Source organism: Pyrinomonas sp. (genome assembly GCF_040289685.1).
GTDB lineage: Bacteria > Acidobacteriota > Blastocatellia > Pyrinomonadales > Pyrinomonadaceae > Pyrinomonas.
Window position 1 is genome coordinate 2,501 of the sequence record NZ_PSLQ01000064.1, and the last position, 19,228, is coordinate 21,728.

Annotated in this window: 16 protein-coding genes (1 of these 16 only partly in view); 3 read left to right on the top strand and 13 right to left on the bottom strand. The window is 60.2% G+C overall.

The window, feature by feature from the left end:
* The 5 genes from secF to der all read right to left on the bottom strand — a co-directional run.
* Positions 1 to 648: the 5' portion of a protein translocase subunit SecF gene (gene secF, locus C4334_RS12260; protein ID WP_352432372.1), read on the bottom strand. It extends 375 nt beyond the left edge of the window; 648 of the gene's 1,023 nt are visible here — the first part of the coding sequence; it begins with the start codon at positions 646 to 648; the stop codon falls past the left edge of the window.
* A 45-nt stretch (positions 649 to 693) separates the two neighbouring features.
* Positions 694 to 2,385, bottom strand: coding sequence for a protein translocase subunit SecD (gene secD, locus C4334_RS12265; protein WP_352432373.1), 1,692 nt, complete (start codon positions 2,383 to 2,385; stop codon positions 694 to 696).
* 34 nt (positions 2,386 to 2,419) lie between these two features.
* Entirely contained in the window at positions 2,420 to 2,743 is a 324-nt protein-coding gene (gene yajC, locus C4334_RS12270; RefSeq protein WP_352432374.1) for a preprotein translocase subunit YajC, read from the bottom strand.
* A gap of 71 nt (positions 2,744 to 2,814) precedes the next feature.
* Positions 2,815 to 4,002: a tRNA guanosine(34) transglycosylase Tgt gene (gene tgt / locus C4334_RS12275; protein WP_352432375.1), complete on the bottom strand. Its 1,188-nt coding sequence runs from the start codon at positions 4,000 to 4,002 to the stop codon at positions 2,815 to 2,817.
* Between the two features lie 297 nt (positions 4,003 to 4,299).
* Positions 4,300 to 5,808 (bottom strand): ribosome biogenesis GTPase Der, encoded by a 1,509-nt coding sequence (gene der, locus C4334_RS12280; protein ID WP_352432376.1) that lies wholly within the window; start codon positions 5,806 to 5,808, stop codon positions 4,300 to 4,302.
* A 38-nt stretch (positions 5,809 to 5,846) separates the two neighbouring features.
* Here der and C4334_RS12285 point away from each other — a divergent pair, with 38 nt between their 5' ends.
* Positions 5,847 to 6,368: a YraN family protein gene (locus C4334_RS12285; RefSeq protein WP_352432377.1), complete on the top strand. Its 522-nt coding sequence runs from the start codon at positions 5,847 to 5,849 to the stop codon at positions 6,366 to 6,368.
* 373 nt (positions 6,369 to 6,741) lie between these two features.
* Here the strand turns inward: C4334_RS12285 and dtd are convergent, their stop codons facing one another.
* The 6 genes from dtd to C4334_RS12315 form a co-directional block, all read right to left on the bottom strand.
* Positions 6,742 to 7,191 carry a D-aminoacyl-tRNA deacylase gene (dtd, locus tag C4334_RS12290; RefSeq protein WP_352432378.1) on the bottom strand — a complete coding sequence of 150 codons (450 nt, stop codon included), beginning with the start codon at positions 7,189 to 7,191 and terminating at the stop codon, positions 6,742 to 6,744.
* Between the two features lie 151 nt (positions 7,192 to 7,342).
* Positions 7,343 to 8,380: a TonB family protein gene (locus C4334_RS12295; protein WP_352432379.1), complete on the bottom strand. Its 1,038-nt coding sequence runs from the start codon at positions 8,378 to 8,380 to the stop codon at positions 7,343 to 7,345.
* 87 nt (positions 8,381 to 8,467) lie between these two features.
* Positions 8,468 to 9,187, bottom strand: coding sequence for an SDR family oxidoreductase (locus tag C4334_RS12300; protein WP_352432380.1), 720 nt, complete (start codon positions 9,185 to 9,187; stop codon positions 8,468 to 8,470).
* Between the two features lie 161 nt (positions 9,188 to 9,348).
* Positions 9,349 to 10,842 carry an Asp-tRNA(Asn)/Glu-tRNA(Gln) amidotransferase subunit GatB gene (gene gatB / locus C4334_RS12305; RefSeq protein WP_352432381.1) on the bottom strand — a complete coding sequence of 498 codons (1,494 nt, stop codon included), beginning with the start codon at positions 10,840 to 10,842 and terminating at the stop codon, positions 9,349 to 9,351.
* Between the two features lie 72 nt (positions 10,843 to 10,914).
* On the bottom strand, positions 10,915 to 11,337 hold the full coding sequence (locus C4334_RS12310) for a hypothetical protein (protein WP_352432382.1): 423 nt from the start codon (positions 11,335 to 11,337) through the stop codon (positions 10,915 to 10,917).
* A 241-nt stretch (positions 11,338 to 11,578) separates the two neighbouring features.
* Complete coding sequence (locus C4334_RS12315) at positions 11,579 to 12,535, bottom strand: hypothetical protein (RefSeq protein WP_352432383.1); 957 nt, start codon at positions 12,533 to 12,535, stop codon at positions 11,579 to 11,581.
* 290 nt (positions 12,536 to 12,825) lie between these two features.
* Here C4334_RS12315 and C4334_RS12320 point away from each other — a divergent pair, with 290 nt between their 5' ends.
* Entirely contained in the window at positions 12,826 to 13,254 is a 429-nt protein-coding gene (locus tag C4334_RS12320; protein ID WP_352432384.1) for a DUF4383 domain-containing protein, read from the top strand.
* Positions 13,255 to 13,481: 227 nt separating this feature from the next.
* A complete protein-coding gene (mtnA, locus tag C4334_RS12325; protein ID WP_352432387.1) occupies positions 13,482 to 14,573 on the top strand; it encodes an S-methyl-5-thioribose-1-phosphate isomerase in 1,092 nt (363 codons plus the stop codon).
* Between the two features lie 69 nt (positions 14,574 to 14,642).
* On the opposite strand, the gene C4334_RS12330 is transcribed toward mtnA, so the two are convergent.
* Entirely contained in the window at positions 14,643 to 17,639 is a 2,997-nt protein-coding gene (locus C4334_RS12330; RefSeq protein ID WP_352432385.1) for a TonB-dependent receptor, read from the bottom strand.
* 98 nt (positions 17,640 to 17,737) lie between these two features.
* Entirely contained in the window at positions 17,738 to 18,961 is a 1,224-nt protein-coding gene (locus tag C4334_RS12335) for a hypothetical protein (protein ID WP_352432386.1), read from the bottom strand.
* Positions 18,962 to 19,228: the final 267 nt, after the last annotated feature.

The window sequence follows — 19,228 nt, forward strand, 5'->3', positions numbered from 1 at the left end:
CGTCAACAACGCGGCGATCACGGTCAGACTTATCTCCCACTGAAAGATCGAGAAGAAGCCGAGCGTCACCAGCACGTCGTGAAAAACGGCGAGCACGGCGGCGGCCCCGTAAGTCCATTCAAAGCGCATGGCGATGTAGATGAGTATGCCGGCGAGCGCCAGAAGCGTGACGGCCACCGCTTGATTGCGCAACGCGCGTCCAGCGACCGGACCAACCGCTTCGGTGCCGACGATCTCGGGGCCCGCTTCCGGTCCGAGCGTTTTCAGCGCTTCGGCCACGCGGGCGCGCCCAACGTCGACTTGCGCCTGCGCCTGTTCAGGAGCATCATCTGCCGACCCCATCTGCGGCAGTTTGATCAAAACTTCGTCCTGTTTATCGATCACCGGTTGAATCACCGCATCGCGGATGCCCGCGCGGTTCAGCGCTTCGCGGATCGTTTCGGCTGACGGGCGTTGCTTAAATTTCACCGTGATCACCGTGCCGCCTTTGAAATCGACGCCGAGGTTGAAGGCGTCCGTTCCTCCGGGCACAGCCTGTCGCACGATGGCCGAGATGAACCCAGCCAGCATCAGCGCGACTGAGATGGTGATAAAGATACGGCGTTTACCGAGCCAATCGACGTTGACGTCTTTGAACAATTGGATCATGACTTTACCTGTGGCCATCGCCGAACGAATTTCGGCAACCGCCCACTATATGCTCAGCGTCTCCAAGCGTCCGCCTTTGCGGTTCAGAAGCCAGATGAAAATCGTGCGCGAGACGTAGACGGCCGAAAAGAGATTGGCGATCAGTCCGAGCACGAGCGTGACGGCAAAACCGCGAAGCGGCCCCGTTCCGAAAATGAACAGAAAGAGCGACGAGACGATGGTCGTCACGTGTGTATCGATGATCGTGACGAACGCGCGATTGAACCCCTGCTCGATGGCCGAAGCGACCGTCTTCCCGGTGCGCAACTCCTCGCGTATGCGCTCGAAGATGAGGACGTTGGAATCGACCGCCATGCCGATGCCGAGGATGATTCCGGCGATACCGGGCAACGTCAGCGTGGCGTTGAAAAAGATCAACGCCGCCAACGTTAAGATGATGTTCAGCAGAAGAGCGACGACGGCATTGACGCCGGCACCGCGATAGTAGACGACCATGGTGGTCACGACCAGCATCAGCCCGACGATGGAGGCCGTGATTCCGGCGCGAATCGAATCGGCGCCGAGGCTCGGCCCAACGGTGCGCTCTTCCAAGTAGACGAGCGGCGCTGGCAAGGCGCCCGATCGGAGCGTCAACGCGAGGTCTTCAGCCGATTGCTTGGTGAACCGCCCGCTGATCTCGCCCGCGTCCGAGATCTGCGATCGGATGTAAGCGATCGATTTGACTTCTCCGTTGAGGACCACGCCCATGTATTCGTTGATGTTCTGCCCCGTCCAGCGCGCGAACTTTTCGGCGCCTGCGGGCTTGAGCGTGAAAGCGACGACGTAATCATCGCCGCCTCTTCCGCCGCGCGAAACGGCTTCGGCACCGCGCAATTCGCTCCCGTCAATGATCGCCGGAGTCTCGACGATGACCCAACGAACGGCACGTTCCTTTTCGCTCCCACCCTCCCGCGCAGCGGTCGGCTCTTCTCGTTCCGAGTATGGAAGCACGGCTCTGTTGGGCGGAACCGTCCCGCCCAGAGCTTGAACGGCCTCTTCTTTGGTCGCATAGGTCTGCACCGGCATCGGGTTTTTCGGACTGATGACGTGAACCAGTTCCAAGCGCGATTCGCCGACCAAAATCGCCTTGATCCTTTCGGGATCTTGCACGCCCGGCATCTGCAACAGTATCTGGTGCGACTCGGGCGAGCCGTGCCGCTGCAACGTCGGTTCAGTGACGCCCAAAAGGTTGATGCGGCTTTCGATGATGCGCAGCGATTGCTCGACCGCTTGGTCGCTGAGCGTCCGTTTGGCAGCAGCCGTCAGCGTCCACACCACGTTATTGCCCGAAACGGAAGCCGTCCATCCGTTCAAATCGACCTTCTTTTCGATTTGGCTGCGCGCTTCGTTCGCTTTGGAAGCATCTTCCAGCTCCATCACGACGCGGTAATCGTCGCCGTTCACTTCGGGACGCACCTGACGAACGCTGAGACCGGCATCTTTGGCGGCGTTCTGTATGCCGATCGCGGTGTTCTCAGTCAGACGTTTCAGGTACTCTTCCGTCTTGACTTGCATGACGAGGTGCGAACCGCCTCGCAGGTCAAGTCCGAGGTGTATGTTTTCGGCCAGATTGCGCTTGATCCCGGCAAGCGTGAAATCCTGCCATGTCGGGCGGTGACGCGGGCCGAAGACGATGTAAAACGCAGCAAGCGTTACGATAGCGATGATGACGACACGCTGCTTGAGATTTCTCTTCATGGTCACTTGATTGCGCTCCGGGGCGCGAAAAGGTTCAAGCTTTCTCTTCCTCTTCGGCGTGCAAACCGGCGACGGCCGAACGCGAGATCTCGAGAATCGACTTATCGGCCGTACGCACGAGCAACGATTTATTGCGCACGGCAGTGATCGTCCCGATGATGCCGCCGGTGGTGACGATGCGGTCGCCGACCTTTAGATTCGCGATAAGCTGTTGGAGTTCGCGATAGCGACGACGCTGCGGCAGAATGATCAGGACGTAAAAGATGCCGAGAATTATGAAGAATGGCAGCAGCGAGATGATGAAGCCGCCGAGACCGGGCGGTTGTTGCTGTTGCAGAAACGCCAGATAAAAGACCATTCAGTTCAGCCCTTTCGTCAAGACGCGGCGTCGCCGAAGCGACGTCGCGGACCAGAAAGCGGGCGCGATGATCAGTCCACGCCCGACCTGAAGCCTTCGAGAAACTCCTGTCGAAAACGGGAGAAGCGGCCAGACCGGATAGATTGCCTTACGCGACGCATGGTGTCAAGGAAGAAGAACAAGTTGTGGTGCGTCAAAAGGATGCTGGCCAGCATTTCGCCGGCCAAATAGAGGTGGCGCAAGTAGGCGCGCGTGTAGCGCCGACAGACCGAGCAAGCGCACGCTTCGTCGAGCGGGCGACGGTCGCGCGTCCAACGGGCGTTTTTGACGTTCAAGCGTCCGCGCGAAGTCCAAGCCAGACCGTTTCTCCCGGTACGCGTTGGCAGAACGCAATCGAACATGTCCACGCCGCACGCAACGGCGTGCAACAAATCCTCCGGCGTCCCGACGCCCATCAGATAACGCGGTTTATCTGACGGCATGAGCGGTGCCGTTTCAGCCAAGACCTCGTACATCGCCGCCTTCTCTTCGCCGACGCTCAAGCCGCCCAAGGCATAGCCGTCGAAGCCGATTTCGACCGTGCGGCGCAGGCTTTCGCGTCGCAGATCCAAGTAGGTCGCCCCCTGCACGATGCCGAATTGCGCTTGCGTGCCGTCGAGCGTCGGCGGCAGATGATCGTTCACCCGGCCTGTGTCAACGTCGGCGCTTTGCAGTTCGAGAAAGCGCTGACGCGAACGCGCAGCCCACCTCGATGTCAGTTCCAAGCTCTGGCGCGCCTCGTCGCGCGAGACTTCGCCCGGCGGACACTCATCAAAGGCCATGATGATCTCTGCGCCGAAAAAGACCTGCGCTTCGGTAGCGATCTCGGGCGAAAGGAAGCACGGGCTTCCGTCGATGTGCGACCGAAATTCGACTCCCTCTTCCGTAATGCGGCGCAGCGCGCCTAAACTCCATACTTGAAAGCCCCCCGAATCGGTCAGCAGCGCGCGCCTCCAACCGATGAAGCGGTGCAGGCCGCCGCACGCGCGGATCACTTCCGTTCCCGGACGCAGATAAAGATGGTACGTGTTGGCGAGAATTATGCGCGCGTCCAACTCATCTTCGAGCGTCTCGAAACGGGTTCCCTTGACCGTGCCGAGCGTTCCAACCGGCATGAAGACCGGGGTCTCAATGACGGCGCGGCGCGTTTGCAACAGACCGCAACGCGCCTCCGCCTCGCGCGCGACCACCTGCCAATTGATCGGCTTGAACTCTCCCATATCCCATCGATGAATGAAAACGAATTTCATTCGGCACGACCGCGAAATCCTTCGCGCCCTTAGGGCGAAGCCCTCTGAGATCAGCGGAGCATCGCCGATGAAACCTCGTCGCGCTTTTCGCGCGCCAACAATTGAATGGTGAGCGGCACGTTTTCCTCCTCGGCCTCTCGTGCCCGATCAAGCAGCACGTACAACTCGGATGAAAGGGATGGCTGCGGCAGCGCGCATTCGCGCCGCTAACGCCTCCACCTTAGAACACAAGGGCACGGGTCGAAGCTTTGCGGCGAAGGTCCGCGATCACTTCGCTTTTCGCAGGCTGCGATGGCGCTCGACGATGCGAATCGGCGTGGCGAAGAACTCCCACTCCTCACGTATGCGATTCTCCAAATAACGCTCGTAGGAGAAATGCAATCCCGGCTTTCCGCCCGCTGTAAAGACGACGAAAGTCGGCGGCGCAACCCCCGCTTGCGTCACGTACTGGACGCGCAGGCGACCGCCACCGCGGCCACGAACGTCGCCGCCAAACGGCGCGATGTTGCGCGCGAAGAAATCGTTCAACTGCGACGTTGGGATACGGAAGTGGCGCGCTTGCCAAGCGCGTTCAGCCAACGCCAACAAGCGTTCCACACGTTGTCCCGTGCGGGCCGAGACGGTGATGACCGGCGCCCAATCGAGAAACTTCATCCTCTCGCGCACGGCGCGTTCAAACTCGATGGCGGTCCGCTCGGTCTTGTTCGGCACAGCATCCCACTTGTTGACGGCGATGATAACCGAGCAACCAGCATCGTAAGCGTAACCGCCGATGTTGGCATCGAGCGCAACCGGTCCTTCCGTCGCGTCCACGACGAGCACGGCGACATCTGCGCGTTCCAGACTTTTGCGCGCCATCACGACTGACAACGTTTCGGCCATCTGCTCGGTCTTTCCCTTGCGCCTGATGCCAGCCGTGTCGATCAAACGGAATCTTCTGCCGTCGCGTTCAAGCAGGGTATCGACCGCATCGCGCGTCGTTCCGGGCACAGGCGAGACGATGACGCGCTCTTCGCCGAGCAGGCGGTTGAGCAGCGAAGATTTACCGACATTGGGCCGCCCGATGATGGCGAGTCGTATCTCGCTTTCGCTCTGCGCGCCTTCGAGCGCCGATGATGACGGCCCCAACCGCGCGACCAATGCGTCGAGCAACTCTCCTGTGCCCAACCCTTGTTCAGCGGAGACTGGGAAGACCTCTTCAAATCCAAAGCGCGCGAACTCCAAGGCGTGATCATCTGCCGCGCGCACGTCCGCCTTGTTCGCCGCGACGAAGACCGGTTTGCCGGTCGCCCTCAACAGACGCGCCAATTCCTCGTCGAGCGGGGTGATGCCAGCGCGCACATCGACCACCCAGACGAGCGCCGTCGCCTCATCGATGGCCGCGCCGGCTTGCTTGAAGATGTTGGCCGGAATGACCGCATCATCGTCTGGCACGATGCCGCCCGTATCGACGACGGCGAAACGATGACCGGCCCACTCAACCTCGCCGTAAATGCGATCTCGCGTGATGCCCGGCTCATCGCCGACGATGGCGCGTCGCTCGCCCACGAACCGATTGAAGAGCGTCGATTTGCCGACGTTGGGCCGCCCGACGATGGCGACCAACGGCAAGCTCTCCGCCTTTCTTGCGTTTTCGTCGGTCATCTTTTCGATCCCTCTGGCGCGCCGCAGCGGCGTAAACGGCAACGGCCACGTCGCCGCCATCCCCTCGAACCGAAGAAGTTTAGCGCGCCGCACGGACGACGACCAAGCGCCCTTCAATTCACGGCTTGCCATCCACGCGCCCTTGCGAGTTAGAATCATGTCCCGGCTCTATGAAGAGCGCCAACGAAAAGTGGCCCGCGATCTTTCGCTCCGGCGCCGATCTCATCCGCCGCCTCTCAGAGCGAGCGCATGCTCGACGTTTAGATGTCGGCGCGCGCGGCGAGCGTATGGCCGCCGCTTACCTCGCTGCCCACGGCTACCGACTGGTAGCAGCGAACTTCAAACTGCCCGTCGGAAGGAATGCGCGCGGCGCGCTCGTGCAGAACGAAATCGATCTCGTCGCCTACGATGGCCCAACGCTCTGTTTCATCGAAGTGAAGACGCGCGTCTCCGACCGTTTCGCCGCGCCCGAAAGAAACGTCGATCGGCGCAAGCGACGCCAAATCACTCGCGCCGCGCGCGTCTACCGTCGGCTGTTCGGCCTGCAAGGTCAGCCCTTTCGTTTCGATGTCGTCAGCATCACGCTCGAACCCGAAGGCGCGAGCGCGCCGCGCGTCGAACTCCATCGCGGATTTTGGACCGAAGAGAGTTTGCGAAAGCGCCGCTGGTCCAGCGACGGCTTGATCGCTTGATCCCCCGAAGCTTCATTCTCGCTCTGCGCGCGACTCCGTGAACCTTACGTCCCCGATCCGCCAGCTCTCGGCCCACCACTCCTCGATGGCGAACGCCTGACAAAGCGCTGGCCTTTACGGACCGCCTATCGGCTTGGTCCAGCATCTTCCGAATCGTGGGTTAGCGTCCCTCGCTTTGCGAGACGAAGCTTCGCTTCGCCTAGTCGGGCCGCATTCGATATGCGCGTGCCAAAGACGCGCCACGACGAACAGACCAAGTGGAAGCTAAAGGTTTGGATTCCTCGCCGAGAGCCTGTTCCATCAAAGGGCGCGATACCATTCGGGCGACGCCGACGAATCCGGGCTCGATGCCTTGCAAAGGGCCTGCGCGCCATCAAAAGAGCCTGCGGCTATCGAGCAGGATCGTCACCGGTCCGACGTTGACCAGTTCGACTTCCATCATCTGCCTGAAGCTTCCTGTTTCGACCCGTCCCACGAGTTTTCGCGCTTCACCGACGAACCTCTCGTACAGCGGTTCGGCGACTTCTGGCGGCGCCGCTTCGCTCCACGAAGGGCGCTTTCCGCGACGCACGTCGCCGTAGAGCGTAAATTGCGAAACGACCAAAAGCGCGCCCCCCGTCTCTTTTACCGAAAGGTTCATCCGCCCTTCGGCATCGTCGAAGATGCGCAAGCCCGCGATCTTCTCGACCATGTAGTGAAGGTCTGCTTCGGTATCGTCGCGCGCGATGGCAAGCAACACGAGCAATCCTTCGCCGATCTCTCCGACGGTTTGCCCTTGAACGCGCACGCGCGCGCGCGCGACGCGTTGAACCACCGCTCTCATGCTTCTTCGAAGCTCGCTGAAAGTGGAATCATCAAGATGAGACCCAGTGCCTAGCGAGTCAACGCGTTCGCTTCAAAACGGACTAAAAATCGAACGGAGCGAAACGCAAACTATAATGGTCTTGAAGCGCGTTGAAAATCTAACTCCAGCCTTATCGAAGCGTGAAGTTATATTCGAGCCACCCGCTCACTTCAACGGGGCGCCCGCCGATGAAAGTCGGCTCGAAGACCGCTAGCTTCGCGGCTTCGAGCGCCGCTTCCGCTAACGCCGGATGACCACATAGCACCTCCGCTTTGCTAACGCGCCCTTGCTCATCGACCAGCACCTTAATGATCACTTTGCCCTCGATCCGCTGTTGCTTTGCAGAAGGCGGATACACGGGAGCAGGTATCGCCTTCGCCTTACCCTTGCTGATCCTACCCATCGCGTCTTGCGCGTGCGAAGGATCAGCGAGCATCTCAATTGTGTCCAGCTTGCGCTTGATCTCTTTCGCCGCTTCCTCTTTGTTCTGAAGGATGAGGAGGCAGTGCTGCCTTTCCAGCGCTGTGATCAGTCGATCGTTGTTCTTGATGGCATCCTTCTCCCAAATGCTGGCCGCGCGTCCGTACAAAGGTTCAGCCTTCGCGTAATTAACCATTCCTCTGTCGTAAAACTCGCCCAGCGTGAAGGCGGCTTGCGCTGTCGCCGGGCTATCCGGCCCATCGATCACCTCGCGCGCTTCCAACGCGCGACGGAAGTAGGTTTCGGACCTCTTTCCATCCCGTCGGGCGAAATAGATCAAACCGAGCGTATGGTAGATGTTCGCCATCCGTTCCGGACAGCCGCGCCCGGAAGCATCGCAAATGGCCAGCGCCCTGAGCAGCAGTTTTTCAGCTCGGTCGTACTCTTTCAATTCGTAACGCACGGTGCCGAGATTGGAGAGAAAGAGCGCCAAACGTTCGTCGTTCGGCCCCGTTGCCTCTTCGGCCAAGCGCAAAGCCTCTTCCGCCAAAGGCAGCGCTTCGCGATACTTCCCCTGCTTGTACAACTCGGCCATCCGCGCGCTGACGCGAAACGCTTCGGCGATTTTGGATGGAACCGGCGAAGAGGCTTGTCGAAGCGCGTCCTTGCCCGGCTCTCTCTGCTGCGCACGACCGGTCCACAAAGGAACAAGAAACGAAGCGAGAAGCACAAGGGGAACGGCTTTCATCTTCCTTACCTCATGAGATAAAAGTAAGCATACGCGCCAAAGGGACACCGAGCGTCACGCGACCTTTGCCCCACGTATCTCTTCGCATTACTTCTTCGGCGGACGGCTCGGACGGATCTCAACCGCGCTCGGCAAGCTCCTTTCGTCGTGATGAAGCAGGTCGATGACGACGCGCGCGATGTCTTCGGGTTGGAGCTGCCAGCCCTTCTCCGCGCTCGGTTGGTCGCCGCCGAAATAGGTATTGACTGAACCAGGCATGATGTAGCTAACGCGAATACCGTCATGCCGCACTTCTTGCATCAAGGCTTCGCTGAAACCGTTCAGACCGAACTTGGAAGCGTTGTAGGCAGCCATCCGCGGATGAGCGTTCTTGCCCGCAAGCGACGAGATGTTGATGATGTAGCCGCCGCCACGCCGCTTCATGTGCGGGATCGCTTCGCGGCAGCAGTAGAACACGCCGAACAGATTCGTCTCAAGCACGGCGCGGAAATCTTCCGGCGACATCTCCTCGACCGCAGCGAAATGGCCGATGCCGGCGTTGTTGACTAGAATGTCAAGCCCGCCGAACTCTTCGACCGCATGCGCGATCAGCGCTTTCACTTCGTCGTAATCGCGCACGTCGCAAACGGCGCCGACCACTTGCGCACCTCCAATACCGCTCAACTCGGCGACCGCGCGTTCAACCTCGCCGCCGTGCCGCGCGCTGATGCAAACGTTTGCGCCCTCGCGCACCAACCCTTCGGCGATGGCCCGTCCGATCCCCTTGGTGCTTCCCGTAACGATTGCCGATTTGCCTTTCAGATTCATGATCGCCTCTTTTGCATAAAGTTAAATGCTCATTCAATTTTGAAGCGTTAGCCCTTCGACCAGCGAAGGCGGAATCGAGGGTTGAAGAATCGGCTGAGCCCGCCCGCTTGACTTCACGGGCAGGGTCTCGCAGCCCTTTTGCGCGCGCCTTGGCGAAGCGCTCACCCTTTTAACTTGGAGCGCAAAAGGTCGTTGACGATCTTGGGATTGGCTTTCCCTTGCGAAGCCTTTATCACCTGCCCGACGAAGAAACCGAGCAACCCTTCCTTGCCCGCGCGATACTGTTCGACCTGTTTCGGATTGGCGGCGATCGTTTGATCGACCAATCGTTCGATCTCGGCTACGTCGCTCACCTGCTCAAGACCGCGTTCGCGCACGATCTCCTCGGCCGATTTGCCGGTGGCGAACATCTCGGCGAAGACATCCTTGCCTTGTTTGCCGCTGATTCGCCCTTCGTCGATCAAACGGACGAGCGCGCCTAGGTTTTCGGGCGCGACCGGGCAGTTTTCGATCTCCGCTTTTGCAGCCTCTAGTTCGCGCAAGAGTTCGGTGCGCACCCAGTTTGCCGCCGCGCGCGCGTTCTTCGCCGCTTGTGCCGCGCGCTCGAAGTAATCGGCCAACGCGCGATCGCTCGTCAACTGCGCGGCATCGTTGAACGATAAACCGTACTGTTCTATGAAACGCTGTCGACGCGCGTTCGGCAACTCGGGCATCTCGGCGTGCACGCGCGCAATGAACTCTTCGGCGACGATGAGCGGCGGCAGATCCGGCTCTGGGAAGTAGCGGTAATCGTGCGCCTCTTCCTTTGAACGCATCGGGCGCGTTTCGCCCGCGCGATCATCCCACAACCGCGTCTCCTGCACGACGGCGCCGCCGCTTTCGAGCACGCTGATTTGACGCTCGATCTCGTATTCGATGGCGCGCTGCATGAAGCGGACGGAGTTCAGATTCTTCAACTCGACCTTGGTCCCAAAACGCTCTTCGCCCTTGCGTCGGACGGAGACGTTCGCTTCGCATCGCAGATTGCCCTTCTCCATGTCGGCGTCCGAGGCGCCGATCCAACGCAAGGTCTGACGCACGTGGTTGACGTAATCGTAAGCTTCCCACGAAGCGCGGAAATCCGGCTCGGTGACGATCTCGATGAGCGGCGTGCCCGCGCGATTCAGATCGACGTAGGAGTAGCGATCCGTGTCGGGCAGACCTTCGTGCATGTTTTTGCCCGCGTCCTCTTCCAGATGCAAGCGCGTGATACGCACTCGCTTGGGCCGCCACTCGCGCGCGCGCCCTTCGGCATCGCGCACGGCCGTCATGATCTCAAGCTCGCCGCTTTCGGCGAAGGGTTGATCGTACTGCGAAATCTGGTAACCCTTCGGCAAATCCGGATAAAAGTAGTTCTTGCGCGCGAAGATGGACCGATGATTGATCCGCAGTCCAAGCGCGAGCGCCGCCCGCGCCGCAAGTTCCACCGCCCGCCAGTTCAACACGGGCAAGGCGCCCGGCAAGCCCAAACAGACCGGACAAGTGTTCGCGTTCGGCTCGTCGCCGAAGCGCGTTGAACAACCGCAGAAGATCTTCGATTCGGTGCTGAGCTGCGCGTGAACTTCCAAACCGATGACCGCTTCCCAACCGTCTTTCGTCATCTCGTGGCTCATCATCTTCGTTGATTTCGCCCCTTCTGGATTTTGCCCGCCCCGCTTTGCTTCCGACTCAGGCGAAGGACGAACGCGCTATTGAGCCGAAGCGGCGCGCGCGTTTCTGAGCTTTTTGATGAAACTATCCGAGATCTTGTCTTCCACCGTTCCGCCGATGGAATTGACCCGCCCGCTCGCTACCACGCGACTCGTTTTAGGATCGATCACAGTGTAGATGAAGCTCGTGGTAAAGGCTTTGCGGCCGATCTCGATGATCAGATCGGCATCCGCTGCATCCTTGGTGACGACCATGCCCCAACCTCTGAACTCGGCGTTGTTGGTCAACTTGTTTTCAAGGGCCGACGCCTTGAAGAAAGCCGATTTAGAGCGAACGAAGACCGTCTTCGCCGAACGCAACACAGCTCTTGGATCGTAATCCGATGCTGGTCCAGAAGATTGTGCGCTGGCTGCAAAAAAAGCCAGCGTCAAGATCAGCGAAACGTGGAGCAACCGCGACATAGGTTCGACCTCGATTTGTGATCCGCAGATAGTCTTTCGACTTCGATCGCTCGCTTGCGCGAACGCCGCGCGCAACCGACCGCAAAGCAGCATATCAACTTGCAAGCTTCCCTTGATCGATCTCTCCAACGGGTCGCTCAAAGACGCCTTGTTAACCAACGCAGCGGCTTCTGCTCTCCCGCGCTCGATTCGTTTCGGTCCTCGCCTTCGGCGCCCGACGCGCCTTCAGTCGCGCACCATCTCAGCGCAGGGTGCCGGGCGACACGCCAGCGCGCCGCGCTTCGTCTTCGAGAACGCGCCACTGTGCGAGTAACGCGGCGCGCGTCGCTTCCAGTTGTTGCACGCGCGCGACGATGCTCGCGCGATCGTAGTAGTAAGATTGATTGAGCGGCGCGACCACGGAGACCAACGTCGGAACGCACACTCTCGACGGCTGGACCGGAGCGATGCCGATCGGGCGGGCCAGAGCAACCGGCGGCGGCGTGAAAATCGCGCTCGGACGGGCGATGCCAGCACCTGCTGGCGGCAGTGAAATCCGCGACGGCCCGAAGATGATCGGCGCGATGGGAACGAATGGTTGACAAACAAAAGGCGAACCGATCACCGTCGTCACGCTGCCGATGATGCCTGCAGGAAACGTCGGCAATTCGGCCAGCTGCGCTTGCCAGTAGGCGAGTTCGCCTTCCACCGAAGCGATCTGTTCGCGCAACACGCGCGCGCGTTCGCGCAAGAGAGTTTCTTGTGCGGCCCGCTCGCGTTCGCGCCGTTCCGCTTCGAGCCGCAAACGCTCCGCCTCGGCCTCGTTCTTCTGCTCTATCTGGCGCTGTTGTTCTTCCTCCATCCGGCCAATTGGTGGCTGCCCGCGAGCGCGTCGGGCGCGATTGATCTCTTCGTTGGTCAGTTCCTTCGACCGACGCGCTGGGACGCCGGACGATCCGCTCGCGGCACGCTTGAGAAAGCTCCCGGGCGGCTCGCCGTTGGCTTTCTCCGTCGCCTCGATGTCGATGTTGGCGAGCATGATGGTCACTTGAATCCCGGGAGCGACTTCGTAGGTCAATGCCGCACGCGAGACGGAGAAGTGATCGGGGATCTCGATTCTCCTCCCATCGCGCATGACGACCGTGTAGCCGAACGCAACCGCGCAACAAAACAAGCACGCCGCGGCTGCTGCGAACCACTTAAGAGTCGGCTTCCACATGACGCTCAATCCCTCCCGCGAAAGCGCGAGTCACGTTGTGAAAAGTATATCACCAGAAGCGCCCAACGCGACAACGCGCGCGAAAAATATCTGGTTCCAAGCAGAAGGTTTGGTGCTAGAATGGTCTCAGAATTCAGCGAACCTTTTTGCGCTGCGTTGGGTTGCAGCGCTCAAGGACGAAGCCCTTTCAGCATGGATCGAAGGCGTGCTTTGTCGAACAGAAACCAACGCGGCAGCGGGTCTTTCACTGCCGCCTCGACCACAAGGCAAAAGGAGGAGCAAGAAACATCATGGCCAAAACGATTTCGACGGTGCTAGGTGTCGTGTTCATTTTGGTTGGGCTGATCGGGTTCTTTGTGCCCGGCTTTCTCGGCACGCACCTGAGCCTTGCCCACAACCTCGTGCATCTGATCTCGGGCGCCGTTGCCCTTTACTTCGGATTGGCCGGAACGCTTTCGGGCGCACGCCTCTTCTGCATCGTCTTCGGAGCCGTCTACTTACTGCTCGGACTCGTCGGTTTCGCCCTCGGCGCCCCAGCGGCACCGACCATTCCGGCGATGGCCAACATGGGCATAGATGCTCGGTTGTGGCGCGTCATTCCCGGAACGCTCGAACTCGGCACCATGGACCACGTGGTTCACGTTCTGCTCGGCATCGTCTTCTTGATCGGCGGATTGCTGACCAAAGCCGAAATCCGTCGCACGGCGGAAACCACATAGCGGCGCAGAAAAGCGCCGCGGGAAAACGGTGGGCCGATGGCTTTGGTCTGGCCCGCCGTTTTCCTTTCATTCCGGCATTCATCTTGGTCTTCTTCTCGCCCTGCGGGCCGAAGAACGGTTGATAGTGATCCGATCTGCCTTTTTTGCTCGGCTACATGGTTGCCCGTCAGTGAAACTCTCCGCTAAGATTTCCGCGAGGATCACCATACGTCTCAAGGAGAAGCTCCCTGATGATCAAACCCGTCGAATGGACGGACGATGGCGTGGTCATGCTCGACCAACGCCTATTGCCGGAAGAAGAGCGCTATCTCAAGCTCAGATCCTACGAAGAGGTGGCCGACGCGATTCGGCAAATGGTCGTGCGCGGCGCCCCCGCCATCGGCATCGCCGCGGCAATGGGGATCGCGCTTGGCCTTAAGCAATCGGTGGGCACCTCGGTCGCTGACCTCGAAGAAGACTTCGACTACATCTGCGATGTGATGAGCAAGACGCGCCCAACGGCGGTCAATCTCTTCTGGGCTATCGAGAGAATGGGCCGCGCTTTTCATCAAGCCAAGAGCGAAACGTCTGACGTCGAAGAGATCAAACGACGCTTGATCGCTGAAGCCAAAGCGATTCATGAAGAGGACTTGGCGGCCAATCGCGCCATCGGGCGTTTCGGCGCTGAACTGATTCCCGACGGCGCCACCGTGCTGACGCATTGCAACGCCGGCGCGCTCGCCACCGGTGGCGATTACGGCACGGCGCTCGGCGTGATTCGCGGCGCGCGCGATGCGGGCAAGCGCGTCGCCGTCATCGCCGATGAGACGCGCCCCTTTCTGCAAGGCGCGCGCTTGACGGCATGGGAACTGATCAAAGATGAGATCCCCGTCACGCTCATCACAGACAACATGGCCGGACACGTGATGCGTCAAGGCAAAGTCTCCGCCGTCGTGGTCGGCGCCGATCGCATCGCCGCCAACGGCGATACGGCGAACAAGATCGGCACATACATGCTCGCCGTGCTCGCCAAAGAGCACCGCATCCCGTTCTACGTCGCTGCGCCCATCTCGACGATCGATCTCTCCATCCCATCGGGCGATCAAATTCCGATCGAAGAACGCGCCGCAGAAGAGGTGGTCAAGGTGCGCGACCGGCGCATCGCGCCTGAAGGCGTGAACGTCTACAATCCGGCCTTTGATGTCACGCCCAACGAATTGATCGCCGCGATCATCACCGATAGAGGCATCGCGCGACAACCTTACACACGGACGCTGCGCGAACTGGTCGGAGCTTTCAGCGAAGAGGCCGCAAGCGGTGGGACGACGGATCAACGTTGAGCGAAACGAAGAAGCGTCGGGCGAGGTCGTCGCTCGACGCTTCTTCGCTCTAGCCTTGTCCGTCCTGCGCTAGAAATTGAACCTCACTTGCAGCTCGACGCGACGAGCGTTTCCGCTAAGCGGCCCGCCACCTCCTGGTCCGAAGAAACCGAAGCCGCCCGCCGACGAGTTCGCCAGACCGAACAACGGCGAACTGAGGTTGCCGATGGGCACGCCTTTGTTGTTTGCATTGAAGAGGTTGCGTATGAAGACCGAAAAGGTCAGGTTGTACTTGTTGTCACCACCCGGTCTGACGAAGATGTCGCCCGGTCCGCCAAACGGGCCGCCGAAGCCGCCCCTGCCGCCCCGTCCGCCACCGCCACCACGGCGTCCACCTTCGCCCGGTTGATTGCCGCCCGCCGGTTGACCATTTTCGAGCGAGGGGCCAAAACCGAACGTCTTGCTCAACCTCAAGTTGACTGAGTAGAAGGCCGGCCCTTGGCCGTAGTTGCGCGGGATGATCGGTTGACCCGGCAGCGGATTCAAGTCGAACGCTCCATATGGAGTCACCCTGACGCTCGGCCGCGTCAGGTCGGTGGCCAACGCTGGCCTCTCGGTGAAGAGCGTATCGCCGTTGGTGTCGCGCCCGGTGGTGATGTTGAACGGCAAGCCGGAACGGATAATGACGAACGGGTTGAGGCGCACGTTCCACGGCAAGGTGAAGTTCCCGGCAAAGGTCAAACGATGGCGCACGTCGAAGCTCGAACGCCCGTACTCATCGCTCAGATCGTATTGATTGGCGGGAAACGTTCCGGCTCCATCCGTGTCGCTCATCGCTTTGCCCAAAGCGTAGCTGATGAAGAAACTCGCGTTGCGGCTCAATCTGTTCTGCAGATTGACGATGAGCTGATTCTGGTTGAGCCGACCGCTCGACTCGAAGAGATAGATGTTGCCGATGTCGCCATAGGGACGTGCACCTGTCCCCGGCACTGGCGCATTGATGTTCCGCGAACGCAAAAGGTGCAACGTTCGCGTTCCGATATAGTTGACCGACAAGGTCACCTGCGGCGTCAATTGCCGCTCTACGCCGATCGCTGTTTGCAGCGTGTAGGGCGCGCGCAAGTCATCAGCTAGCCGCCGCACCGTCGTCGGCACGAGCGCGCCTTCGAGTTCGCTCGCCGTCGGCACGCGCGGGAAGAAGTCCGGATTGCGCACGATGTACTGCCGTTGATTCACTCCGTTGAAACGCCGCGCTTGCAAAACCAAGTTTTCGCCGATGCGATCATAAAAGACGCCGAAACCGCCGCGGAACACCGTCCGCGCACGCTGGTTGCCGCTGCCCGCCCCCGGCGCCCAAGCGAACGAAAATCGCGGCGCAAAGTTCAGGTTGTCGCGAATGTTCGTCTGATTCTCGTAGCGCAACCCGAAGCTCAAAGTCAGATCGGGGCGCAGGCGCCAGTCGTCTTGAATGAACAAGCCGAGCGTCGTCTGACTGACGCTGGCTTCCGGGTCACCCGCTGACAAGGTGAACTGCGAAGCGCCGCCGCCTAAAGCGCGAATCTGCGTCGGCGTATAGCCCAAACGCTGAAAGAGCAACGTGCGGCGGTATTGTTCGAGCGACGAGATTGGGACGATGACGGGCCGACCATCCGGTCCAAAGACGATCTGATTGTTGGCATCGAGCTGCGGGCCGAAGCCGCCCGTGAAGGTGAACGTGCCGCCGAAATTCTGCGGCGAGACATCATCTATGCTCTCGTGAATGATGCGCAGGCCCGCTTTAAGCGCGTGTAATCCCCACGCCCAAGAGGTGTAATTTTGCAGTTCGTAACGATTCTCGAGATTGGACGAGCGCCCGACTTGCGCACCGCCGCCAGTGAAAGCATCGAGCACGCGAATTGTCGGGATGGAGTTATCGCCCAACTGCCTTTGTTCCTCGCGGAAGAATTGAAAGCGCGTCTCGTTGACGATCTTTTGGTTAATGACGGCTGTTTCCGTTAGCTGAAGCGAATGTTCCGTGTTGTCGCTGTTGTAAGCGCGCGAAGGGAGATTAAAACCGCCTATGCCGAGGTTCTCGCGGCCCACTTTCGTGAAGGCGTAACGCGCGACCAAGGTGTTGGACGAATTCAACTGGTAGTCGATCCGCGGACTGAACGTCGTGCGTCGTTGCGGCGCGAGAAAGCTCTGCGCAAAGAGCGTCGGCGCAAGCGTCGTCTGATCGAGCACGGTGGCATTGACCACTTCGTTGTCATCGACTTCGCGCCGCTCGAGATCGATGAAGAATGAGGCTTTGCCGGTGATAAGCGGGCCGCTGATGTTGCCGCCGTATTGGCGTAGCTGATATGGTGGTCGGTTTTGCGCAAACGGGTCGCGCGCGTTCAAGCTCTCGTCGTTGAAATTGAAAAAGGCGGTGCCGCGAAGACGATCGCTCCCCGGTTTGGTCAAAATCTCGATCCGCCCGAAGCCGAGCCGGTCAAACTCGGCCGAGAACGGGTTCTGATTGATTCTGATTTCGCGAATCGACTCTTTCGGTGGCAAACGTCCGCCCAAAAAGCCATCGATGTAGATCTGTCCGCCGTTTGGTCCGGCTGATGGTCCAGCCAGCGCTTGCAACGCATCGGCCAACTCGTCCGGATCATCGGGCAAGGCCTCGAGGTCACGTCCGCGCAAGACGATGGCGCCCGCGTTGTTTTCCGGCTCGGTGCTAATGGGCGCTTCGGCTGAGACGTTGACCTCTTGCTGCGCGAGCGAAACGCTCAGTTTGGCGTTCAACTCGACGCGCTGTCCGGAAGCGATTTCGACCGCATCGTTCTGGTAAGGCGCAAACCCTTGCGCCGTGATCAACACCGAGTAACGACCCGGCGCAAGTCCGGCGATGACGTACTGTCCTTCAGCGTTCGTCGTTGCGGTTTTGGTCGCGCCGCGGGCGTCCGTCGTCACCACCGTCGCGCCGACGATCACGGCGCCGAGTTCGTCGGTCACTTGACCGCGCAGCACACCGGTTTGCTGCTGCGCGACGATGAACGACGGAACGAGCAAGGAGAACGCTAAACCGAGAGCGGCCTGCTTGAACCAACTCAAACTATTCATAATCGCCTGTCCCTATCCTTCTGTTTGCTTTTCATCGAACCTTTGATCAGAGATGCCGGGGCAACCGAGAATCGGTCAGCGAAACCGCCGCGGTGGCGCTACGGCAAGCCGATGCCGAGATCGAGGATGCCGCCGGGAAGTCCGAGGTCCATGCCTGGGCCGAGCGTGCCTGCGGCAGCCCGACTCTGCAACGCCGGAAGCAGCGCGTCCAATCCGGCGACTACCATCACGGCCGTCAAACGCGTCGGGTCGGCACCGCGCGTGCTTTGCACGACGATCAGGTCGCCCGGTTTCAACTCGCTCACTTCGAGCGCCGGCAAGCGTTCGAGCATCTCTTGCACGTCGAAACCGCCGCGCATCATTCGTCCACCGCCCGGACCGCTCTGTGGCGGTCCAGCCATCACATCGCGCGGTGGCCCTTGTTGTCCATCGGGACGCCGACGCATCGCTCCACCTTGACCGTTCACTCTTTGCGCCAGCATGGCAGCGAACTCCGCCGGGATGCGACGCAGCATAGCGCCTTTGCCAGTGACTACGGTGAGCGTTTGCTGTGACTGCAGATCTTTGATCTTGACTTCTCTGCTGACGGGATCGGCGGAGACGACCGTGCCGAATACGGTGCGGAAAGAGCCGGAGACGATCTCTTCGGCTTTGAAGCGCATGCCATCAGGACTGCGCTCGCCTTTGGCGCGCAACTGATCGCCCACCCGAATCTCCTCAAACGCGCTCGGCTTAGCATCATCGAACTTCACTGAGTCGGGCGCGTAGCGGCGGAACTTCACCGCTGGACCAGCTTCGACCACGATCGTTTGTGGACCGCCGAACGAGCGCGCTTGCAACGTGATCTCGCGTCGCGCCGGATCCACCGCCGTCACCGTCCCGACCACGCCGCGTCTGATCCATTCGGCCCGTTCGCGCTCGCGTTTCTCCGCGATGTCAGCTTTGGTCATGACGATCACAGCACGCGCCGGAACGGATTTACGATCTTCGGCGACGCGCCCGCGCGCCCACACGCGATCACCAGCGGAGACATCGCCAAGCGTGATCGGCGTCGCGCCTTCGAGCGTCGTCGCGCCGGGACGCGTGCGTAAAAATCTCGTCCCATCATCGATCCTTACCTCAACGCTCTCGCCCGTGCCATCGGCTCGCACAATCAGGCGCTTGCTCGTCGCATCTACGCTCTGCACTTCGCCCATCACGCCGTTGGGCGTAATTCCACTTACAGCCTTTTGCGATGCGCCTGCTTGCGGCGCTGGCTGTTGCCCTTGCGCCCAGAAGCTGCAAACGAGCACCAAAAGCATCAAGATCCCCGCGCGCTTCATATCTGCTTCCCTCCGTTGACGTTTGTTTGAATTCGGCTGTAAAAGGTCTTTTTACTCACAAATTTGGCCCTGATGCCGTCAGAAGTGAGTCGCTCGACGTCTCGGCAGCCCCAAATGCCACTTGTAAGGACGCACGAACAGAGCGCTCGGTTACAGAAAAACGCCCGTCAGTCGCCGTGCGAGGATGCCGCTCCTTTTTTCTTGACCCAGCGCCGATGAACGGGCAGCTCAATCACATCGTCGTTTAGAAAAACGGGGGAGCGCGAG

What these genes read in the sequence shown, in the direction of transcription:
- C4334_RS12335 (WP_352432386.1), bottom strand. Translation starts at nt 18,961, where the DNA reads ATGAAGCGCGCGGGGATCTTGATGCTTTTGGTGCTCGTTTGCAGCTTC.
- C4334_RS12320 (WP_352432384.1), top strand. Translation starts at nt 12,826, where the DNA reads ATGGCCAAAACGATTTCGACGGTGCTAGGTGTCGTGTTCATTTTGGTT.
- dtd (WP_352432378.1), bottom strand. Translation starts at nt 7,191, where the DNA reads ATGAGAGCGGTGGTTCAACGCGTCGCGCGCGCGCGCGTGCGCGTTCAA.
- gatB (WP_352432381.1), bottom strand. Translation starts at nt 10,842, where the DNA reads ATGATGAGCCACGAGATGACGAAAGACGGTTGGGAAGCGGTCATCGGT.
- der (WP_352432376.1), bottom strand. Translation starts at nt 5,808, where the DNA reads ATGGCAAGCCGTGAATTGAAGGGCGCTTGGTCGTCGTCCGTGCGGCGC.
- secD (WP_352432373.1), bottom strand. Translation starts at nt 2,385, where the DNA reads ATGAAGAGAAATCTCAAGCAGCGTGTCGTCATCATCGCTATCGTAACG.
- C4334_RS12300 (WP_352432380.1), bottom strand. Translation starts at nt 9,187, where the DNA reads ATGAATCTGAAAGGCAAATCGGCAATCGTTACGGGAAGCACCAAGGGG.
- C4334_RS12285 (WP_352432377.1), top strand. Translation starts at nt 5,847, where the DNA reads ATGAAGAGCGCCAACGAAAAGTGGCCCGCGATCTTTCGCTCCGGCGCC.
- C4334_RS12315 (WP_352432383.1), bottom strand. Translation starts at nt 12,535, where the DNA reads ATGTGGAAGCCGACTCTTAAGTGGTTCGCAGCAGCCGCGGCGTGCTTG.
- yajC (WP_352432374.1), bottom strand. Translation starts at nt 2,743, where the DNA reads ATGGTCTTTTATCTGGCGTTTCTGCAACAGCAACAACCGCCCGGTCTC.
- C4334_RS12330 (WP_352432385.1), bottom strand. Translation starts at nt 17,639, where the DNA reads ATGAATAGTTTGAGTTGGTTCAAGCAGGCCGCTCTCGGTTTAGCGTTC.
- tgt (WP_352432375.1), bottom strand. Translation starts at nt 4,002, where the DNA reads ATGGGAGAGTTCAAGCCGATCAATTGGCAGGTGGTCGCGCGCGAGGCG.
- C4334_RS12295 (WP_352432379.1), bottom strand. Translation starts at nt 8,380, where the DNA reads ATGAAAGCCGTTCCCCTTGTGCTTCTCGCTTCGTTTCTTGTTCCTTTG.
- C4334_RS12310 (WP_352432382.1), bottom strand. Translation starts at nt 11,337, where the DNA reads ATGTCGCGGTTGCTCCACGTTTCGCTGATCTTGACGCTGGCTTTTTTT.